Source organism: Nostoc sp. DedQUE07 (genome assembly GCF_034530975.2).
Lineage (GTDB): Bacteria > Cyanobacteriota > Cyanobacteriia > Cyanobacteriales > Nostocaceae > Nostoc.
In genome coordinates this window covers 103,360-112,340 of sequence record NZ_JAVRCC020000023.1, presented here as the reverse complement: position 1 = coordinate 112,340, position 8,981 = coordinate 103,360, and the positions used below count along the sequence as shown (strand labels likewise).

At 39.1% G+C, this 8,981-nt stretch carries 5 protein-coding genes; all 5 read right to left on the bottom strand.

The features are described 5' to 3' along the window. Positions 1-11: 11 nt before the first annotated feature. On the bottom strand, positions 12-704 hold the full coding sequence (locus tag RMZ95_RS18635; RefSeq protein ID WP_409883145.1) for a DUF1156 domain-containing protein: 693 nt from the start codon (positions 702-704) through the stop codon (positions 12-14). A gap of 170 nt (positions 705-874) precedes the next feature. Further along, positions 875-1,978: a GIY-YIG nuclease family protein gene (locus tag RMZ95_RS18630; protein ID WP_409883142.1), complete on the bottom strand. Its 1,104-nt coding sequence runs from the start codon at positions 1,976-1,978 to the stop codon at positions 875-877. Between the two features lie 81 nt (positions 1,979-2,059). Then, positions 2,060-2,488, bottom strand: coding sequence for a hypothetical protein (locus tag RMZ95_RS18625; RefSeq protein ID WP_015130210.1), 429 nt, complete (start codon positions 2,486-2,488; stop codon positions 2,060-2,062). A gap of 1 nt (position 2,489) precedes the next feature. Next, positions 2,490-5,723, bottom strand: coding sequence for an ATP-binding protein (locus tag RMZ95_RS18620; protein WP_409883139.1), 3,234 nt, complete (start codon positions 5,721-5,723; stop codon positions 2,490-2,492). 194 nt (positions 5,724-5,917) lie between these two features. Beyond that, a complete protein-coding gene (locus tag RMZ95_RS18615) occupies positions 5,918-8,551 on the bottom strand; it encodes an AAA domain-containing protein (RefSeq protein WP_409883137.1) in 2,634 nt (877 codons plus the stop codon). Positions 8,552-8,981: the final 430 nt, after the last annotated feature.

Genomic DNA, 8,981 nt, shown 5'->3' with positions numbered 1-8,981 from the left:
TAATTCAAGGGTTAACTAGTTTTCATTGGTGGATTAACATCGGAGCTTAATCGTAAGTGATTTACCGGACATGATATCAACGGAACAACAGACTCACAACTTGGACAAACAACCGTATGCGCCCATAAATAATTCTGCACAGTTTCCCCAGGTAAAGAAGGGAAAAATTCAGCCAACCTTTTCTCCGCCTCATCGCCTACCCACTTCACCCATTTATCAATATCCTGCTGCAAATCTGGGCCAAACTTTAGCGGATATTCCATCGCCGCCTTCATAGTCACCACCGCCACAGGATTTAAATCAGAAGCCAGCACATTTAACCCATATCTCGCCGCTTCAAAAGGTATACTTCCACCACCTGCAAACGCATCTAATACAGTGGGTGTGCGAGTTCCCCAAACCTTCTCACAATAATCCTGCACTTTCTTAATTTGCACAGAATTTGGTGGTGTTTTATATAGCTTTACCTCCTTCCCCGGTACTAACCCCAGCAAATATTCAAATTCTTGCATTGTGATATCTGCTGGTAATAAAGAAGCCAACACACTGGCACGACTAAAAGACAATGGCTTACGCGAATACCAGCGATGTAATCCTTTAAATGGATTCCCCCCATGTTCAAAATTTACTTGCTCGTTTAATACCTGCACAGGCATCATTTTTTCAATAAATACAGCAGGGCGTTTGGGGGTTGAGTCAGTCATGTGTGTGTAAATATTCTGGTATTAATTTATATATTGTAAGGAAAGCACCTTGTTTAGATAAAAAATAGCCACCGGAAATGCTGGCATTAAAGAGAAAGATTGAGAATATAATTATTTTTTGACTGACAATTTACGTTTACTCTACAATATTCTGTTTCAGAATAGCTTATTTAATCCATCCATTCACCAATTCCTGACCAAGCAAACTCTAATGGTCTTCGGTCATATTCAGGGATTTGTCTAGTGACTAGAATCATTAAATGAAGTCCCCCTATTTGATTTAGTCTTTCTCCTATCTGTTTTACTCGTTTTTTATTTACTCCTGAATAAACTTTTCTATTTGAACTATCAATTCCTTGGGAACACTCATTAGACATTCTTAATAACTCATTTAAAAGTTTTCCTACTTCGTCTATTGGCGAATTAAATATATCATTTTTCCATTCACTTTTTATTTTAATCAAACATTTTTGAAAAATTTTACTTAAACTATCAGGTATTTCTGTTAATGAGAGGTCACAGCCAAAATCTAATGGAATTCCATCAATATAAACAATTTTATTTGCATTAGAGAAACCAGATAATGTAGCAGAAGTCCGACAATTTAAAATTGTATGAACATAATATTCTTCATTTACATTGGCGTTTTCTTTTGATTTTGCTAACCATACAATTCTATCACCTGGATGTATCTCACAAAGTTCATGAATAATACCGTTTATAGGATTGATGTCATGATCATTTTTAGATTTTTTTAAAGGAAGTGTAATATAATCATCTTCATCCAGGTAAATTTTATCTTCACCAGGGATGTTGGTTATTAATACCTGATCACCTGCTTTACAAGACCAAAAATCAACTATGGGATTAATGTTGAGTTCATCAGCAAAAGTAGTATAACGCACAAGGAAAATAAAATCATCCGGTTGACATAGCCACCGAAAAGCCATGTTTGTATCTAAGATATTTGTACCTTTTTCGTAAATTGCTCTTTGAGTAACTTCTTGAATTTTTGAAATTGCTTCTTGAATAGGTATTAAAAAACCCTCCCTCTCCTTGAAAAAACGGAAATCAGCTAGTTTTTTATGTATTTTTTGTTCAATTTCTAATGGATTATCAACATCTTCAGCATAGAGAATAGTAAATGGCGCAAGCACACCTGTCGTATATAATTTTTTCGCTCTAGCTTTAGGATCTTTTGTTGTATAACCAATCTTAAACAAATTGTCTTTATAAGAAGGGTTACTAAAAATATAGATGTATCCAGATTCCATAATATTTTCTAAATTACGAATAATGTGTAACTATTGATAATGTATTAGTGTCGTTAGTCAAGAATCATTATTCAACAGTCATCAATCCCCCAATAATACCCGAATCGCTTTCAAAGCCTGATTACGTTTACCATTGCTAATCTTGGCAAACCAGTAGTGTGATTCCTCATAACTCATGGCTCTAATCCCTTGGGCAATATTCGCAATGCGTTCTATTTTAGAAAGCGGTTGCAAAGTCTGAAACAATAATGCCAGATTTATTCCTGATTCCTCATTCAAAACATAAGGAGTTTGGCGATTGTGACTTAGGGTTTTGGGGTCATAATTATTCGCCTTCAAAGAATCATAAATTGCCTGTTTCACCTGAATTAAAGCATTGCCCTTTAAACGCCCAATACGCTTGGCAGAAGGACGCTTTTTTTCACCGGCTTTCTTATAAGCACATTGATACAACTCCAGGGCAAAGTTATTGTTATCTGTAGGAACCACTCGCAATTGAAACTCTTGCATCTTAGTACGTTACTTTCGCCGTCAAATTCAGCCTGTCAACCGGATTACGATTCAGGGCTTGTTTGATATTACTGATTTCTGCGCCGTTTGGTTGCACTGGAGATGAAAATTCAAATACTAGCTTCAGCGACACGTCAGCTTTTACATCCGGGCTACTTAGCAAAGTGTTAACAGCCCCCTGAAAACTCTGAAATCCTTTAACTGGCCCTTGATACTCTAACCTGATAAACTGTTCATTAACAGTAATAGTTGCTGTTTGGTCGATTTGCAAGGGTAGCTTGATCAACATAGGGAAAGCCGTCATCAACTTGCGGTAGTCCATTACTTGCCCAACGGAGATTTCCAACGACTGGATACCCTGAACTTGATTATCTTGGATGCGATCGCCTAATTCATTAAACACCCTATCGAGTGTTCCCTCCAAATCAAATTCTTCCGGTTTGGCTTTAAATAGAGGTGAATCATCCCACGAACCGTTCCCATCTTCGCCTGCGCTTGGTGTACTGGGTGTTCCAGTACCATAAACCAATATCTTCGCTTGGGTTTCCCTTTCCTCTACTTCGCCATTGCCGTATTCAGCTACAATTTTGAAGGTTGTGGTTTTAGCGATCGCTGTCTCATGTTCATCACTAGGGCGAAACTCCCCTGTAACCAAATTCCCATCTTGATACAGCTTAATCGTCAAAGCCCCCGATGCTTTCCACCGTATCCGCACAGGTTTTACCGATTCTGTACTGGACAAGACTTGAGCATTTAGTTCAATTTCTCGCGGTTTTGGTGGTTCCAGAATTCCCCGGCGGTAGAGTTCCATCCGTTCAGAAAACTCTATGGATTCGGGTAGGGTAATTTTACCGTCATCGGTTTTAATAAACAGCTTTTCTCCTACTTTCATATCCCAGTTACCAGTCTGCAACCCTTGGCGGATGGTATCTCGGAGCTTTGAGATTTCGGCATCGACGAATATATTTAAACTCAAGTCTTTGGCGAAAGCTTCTTTTAATGCTTTAGTTGTCCAATGGTTTAACCCAGACAGCCATACCTTCTGCAAAATATAAGCAGGGGCGTAGGATGGTGCATCATCAGCACGAATTTTTTGACAATCTTTCAGTGCTTTTAGAATGACATCTTGTTGATTATTTTTACCCTTAACATCGCTAGAATCTTGCGCGGGAAGGGTATAGTGCATTAAGCCTTTAGGAGCTTTTACTGGGTCATTAGCAGGGTAAAATAAATGGCGGTAGGCATTTGTTAAAGATACTCTTACCCCTAAATCAAGAGAACCTTTTTTATCTTTGAGTTGTTTCTGCTGATTTTCTGATAAATCTTGCAAGCGATTGGGAGAATTTAAAATATTTTGAATAGCCCGAAACTCTCTAGCATTGTCAATTGCTCGGTCTAATTCTTGCTTATTTGCGACTAAAAATAACAAACGATTTCTAAAAGTACGGAATTTACCCGACTCACCTGTTTCATTAAAAATTTTCTCCACCATTGGCGGTGGCCCTTCGGTAGTTACAGAAATAGTCGCCTCGTTAAAGTCAATTAAACACAGGGCAATACTATCGGACACGTCATCCACATCTGCTGGTGATTCCGGTGCAATAACTAACGTCAGTAGTCTATTAGCAAAAATGGCATCGCGGCGACTTCGTAAATCATCCTTCGCCTCGGTAATTCCAACTTGAGCTTTTTCTTCGGCAATAATTTTATTGATTGATGGTTCTTCCTTGAAACGAGCCAGAGTTGTCATTGGATCATTTTCCAAGTACCAAGCAACTTCACTCAACCTTTCTAAGGCAGTATCAACAAAACCAATTTCTAGCCCTGGTGTCAACAAAGATAAATTTAATTCGGCGCGACGAATACCCGCAGATATACCTTGAGTGATGGAATGCAAAAAAATAGTCCGGGCTACCCAGGTTGAAAAAGGAGGTTTACCAGCAGCTTTCCATTCTGCATCTTGTAACTGAGCGTGTGCTTCTCTACCATCTTTGTTGTAAATGTCTGCTTGGATCGTAATTCGCATCAAAGGACGTTCCAAACGGGCAGTTAAATCACTGGTGATTTCTTCTTCAATACCAACAGGAATATGGTGAGAATGAATTAGCGGTATCCATGCACTAGTATCGTCCCACAGATAACGTATAACTCTAGCAAATAACCGCAAAGCGCCTCTGGTGCGTTGGAAGTTTGGGATGGAGGCAATCTTTTTAGTCAGCAGATTAAATAATTCCGGGTGGAAGGGATAACTCTGCTCGATACTTTCAGCGTAGCGTGAATCTTTGCAACCATCTGGTAAATTAATCCGACTAGCTTTATAAGTTTGTAAATATTCTTTTGAAGCATTATTGGCAGCGTTAGCTTCAATGCTGCTGAACATCCTCTGTTTAACTATATTGTAAATTTCAATATCAGTGCTGGGTTTAATGATCCGCTCTTGCCTAGCGCTAGCGGAAATGGTTTCCCGGATTTCGGTGGTTTCTTCGCCAAAACTGTCAGTGGAAGAAGCCAGCGTGTAAACAAATACTAAATTATTACAAGATGCTGCTAAATCCATGAGAGCGAATAAAAACGCAACTACCTGTCCGGCTAAGTTGCTGTTACCAACTAGAGTAGCCTTGGCTTTTCTCAGGTATGAGGCAATTTCATCGATGATAATGACTGTGGGTTGCCCTTGGATTATCCTTTCTAAAACCACTGTGCCTGGACTGACTCGCTGTTCGTCAGAACCTTTAAGCAGGCTATAACCTGCTACACCATTAATTTGATAAGCAATTTCTCCCCAAAGGGTATAAGTGGTAACGCCAGTATCCGCATGGTAAACACCGTTAACTGGATCGAGGTCTTGGCAAGCGATCGCAGCTGCTTGAATGGGTCGATCTGGAATTAAACTTAGGTCAACAAAACGGTCTAGTCCAGAAATGTCCCGCCCATTTTTGGCAATGTGCCACAAAGCAATTTCATCATGGGTTTTACCACCACCAAAGCTGGTTTCCAGTCGAATAATGGGGGAGCCGACAGCAGCACCTACCAACCGCCCGAACACTTCCGAGATTAGGGTTTTTAAACCATCGGTGGCAAAAGTATTAGCGAAAAAGGCTGTGGGATCTTGGTAGACTTGGGGCGCAATTCCTTCGACAACTAGCCGTAACTTAGCGGCAAATAAGTCAGAAGAGAGTTCCCCCTCTAAAATTTCTTCTCTAGGAATGCAGGTTTTAAATACTGACGGAAGCATAGAAATATATTGACCGTTACTAGTTGAGGGTTGACAGTCAATACCAACCGTCAACAACTTAGTGTTTTTAAAAATACACTTACTTGTTTCAATTGATTAATTCTATACACAATTATGATATTTTGGCACTGATTTAAGTCACAAACTACAAAAGTTCTTTGAATAGTTGTCATAAAACTCAGGCAACCGTAGACCTAAATTAATGATTCTAGTGATGTTGACCAGCTACAATTTCGTTGTGAGCAGCCTATATAAATACCTTTATAGCTTTTGTAAGCACTTGCTTGTTGCTTACATACCGAACAGTTAATGTTCATTAATCTCATCAAAAGGGTTGTATCTTTTTCATTCATTTTCCTACGAGAATGTTTGGTATCTTTAGAACAAGTAATATAAGAGCCATATTCAGTACGGCTATACCAGCGAGGTTGTCCGCAATCAGGGCATTGACCAAATGGATTTTCGCCTTGACTGATTTTAGTTGTTATGGAGCCTGGATCTTGTTCAGGTACTAAATGTAAAAAGCTATACAATAATTTTGTTGTTTGTGGTAAATCTATCCGAATAACTGGTGTTAATGGTGAATTGGGATTTAAGTATATCCACAAACACTTACGGTCAATACCAACTAAACCTATACTCGTATTAGCCTTATTATCCCAGAGACGAGTATTTTGTAGCCCAGTAGCAATAGAATTGCGGCTTTGACCCGTGATAAAAAATCGGACACTACGAGAATTACACTGCTTCAATGTGTCCAAAGGAAACTGATTATTGCTAGTTGAGCTTGACCAATCTATGGCGATTTCTTCCTTAGTTGCAAGTAAGTCCAACTTTATTTTTTTTAAAGCATCTTGGCTTTTAGAAAAATAAGTTACTCCTGGTAAATCGCTGAGTGGTTGTAAAGCCCATGTGAGTGATTGGGTCTTAGCTTGAGCATATATACGGTCAACAAATTTACGAAAAATATTAAAAGAGTTAAGGGTTTTCTGAATATATTGATAATTAAATAAACCAATAAATTTACCTTGCGCTCTACTAACAGCAACATTGGCAAGTCGCATAGCTGTACTTTGCGTTCCCCCTGTAACCAATTTTCCTGCCTTAGCTTGTGGTGAACCTTCAACAGCATCAAAAATAATCAGATTCTGTTCTGCCCCTTGAAAGCGATGAACTGTAGCTACTTTTACAGACTTGTCAGTAAGGTGCAAATCTTGCAGCAAACGTTGGATTAAACGTGCTTGAGCATTGTAAGGAGCAATGATACCGACGCTGAAATCATTAGTCTGGGTACTTTGGTAAGCTAGATTGACTGCTACTAAAGCTGAGATGATATTAAAACGGCTGTGAGACTGCTGTTCTTTAAAACAAAAAGCTGAAAGTTGGCTCAAGTCATACAAGATTAGGGCTGACCCAGGATGTGGCTGACTCTGGACAATCGGCATTGTCCTTTGCTCTACACCAGAGCCATCTTGCAGTTGACCATTGTAAAAAAGCTGATTTGGTATTTTAGAAATAGCTGGATTCATGCGGTACTGTGTTTTTAATAGCACCATGCGTGAGTCAATTTGACCATTATTTACCTTTTGAGTAATACCAGCTTCATCAAAGATATCTCGTTGTAGCCATTGCTCCGTTGCCTCTGTCTCTGCTTGTGAAATAGGCCCTAACTGGCGAAAGTCACCAAAAATAGCAATACGACGATTGGCCAGGGTGCTGACATAAGCACAGTGGGGAATATAAGCCATACTCGCCTCATCCACTACTATGGCATCAAAACGGCGTTGGTAGATTTCTTTGGCGATCGCTGCCTTTGATAAAGTGCAGCCAACCACTGTTGCTTGTTTGATCAGTTCAGCTTCTTTCTGCTTCAACTGTTCTTTTAGAGGCTGCAATGCTTGTTTGACAGTGGCAATGTCATTTTGAATACTCTGGCGTTGCAGTTGGGTTAGCTTTTCCTGACGCGATCGCTTGACTAAATCTTTGCGTTGTTTTTCTAACCGTTCAATTTGCTCTATTAAGTTTGGATTCTGCCAACGTGCTACTCCTCTAACGTGTAACTGCGGAAACTCATTTAGACTGCCAGGGGTGGCAACTCCATAGCGTAACACTAGCCCATTTTCATAAATAGGCGCACCTTGCAAATACTCCGCTACACTTTTCATAGCTGTATCAACAGCAGTGTTGCTATGAGCTACCACTAAAACTGACTCACCAGCTTGAACCAATGCGGCTACGGTGATTCCCAGAGTTTTAGTTTTTCCTGTTCCTGGTGGCCCCCAAATAAAACTAACTTGGCGATTAAGTACCTTGTCAACAGCAGATTTCTGATATTCATTGCAACCTATTGGTTTTTGTAGTCGTTGCTCAATTTGATTTAACAGTTTTTGGCTATTGCTTGTTGAAGAGTTGGTTTCACTTTTATCCCCTAGTAATATTTCTGCTAGGTTTCTATTAGCTCCCTTTAGATTAGAACTTTCTAGCAATCGCTTTTTAAGTTCTTCCAATAAAAACCAGGGAGAGGTATAGAGGATAGCTGTAGGAATTGAATCTCCTAAATTTTGCTGTAATGCCAAAATAATATCAAAGCCTTCAACAGAAACTAAAATTCCACTATATCTTTTGCTCTTATACTCTAAATCTACTGGAGTATCATCAGGGAAACGCAGTTCAGTATCTGTGGTAAGGGAATATATATATTGACCACCACGTTTACCTAAAAAGGAACCGTCACTCAAAAAGGTTTTTTGTCCACCACTTTTTCGTAATGCTCTAATTTCATCGTCAAGTGCTTTATTAAACTTTTTTTGATATTCTATATAACTCATTAATGCAACCTGGAAATTCCTATAACTAGATTGGTAAAAAATTTGTCTAATGAATACGAGGTAAACCGTATTCGGTCAAGTACGGTAGAAGTGGCTTTATTATTGCTCAGTATGAAAAGTAAAGTCTTCATGAAGTAATTATTAACGAAAAACACTAAGTGTTAAATTATACATAACCTCACTCAAATAACTGATATATGTGGATAAAACTAGTTACTCGCTTGACTACTTGACTAACTTAGAAACAGCGATCGCGTTTTAATTGCCACAGTACTTTTTCCACACACCAGTCAATGCTGCGGGTAGGATTGCGCCATTACTCAAATTCAATTAATCGTTTGGCAGTAGCTACGTCACCTTGAACCAGAGTCAAAAGCTTTTGCCATTTCCCTGTTTTGGGAATACTGAAGTAATATTGCTGTTTGCGTTC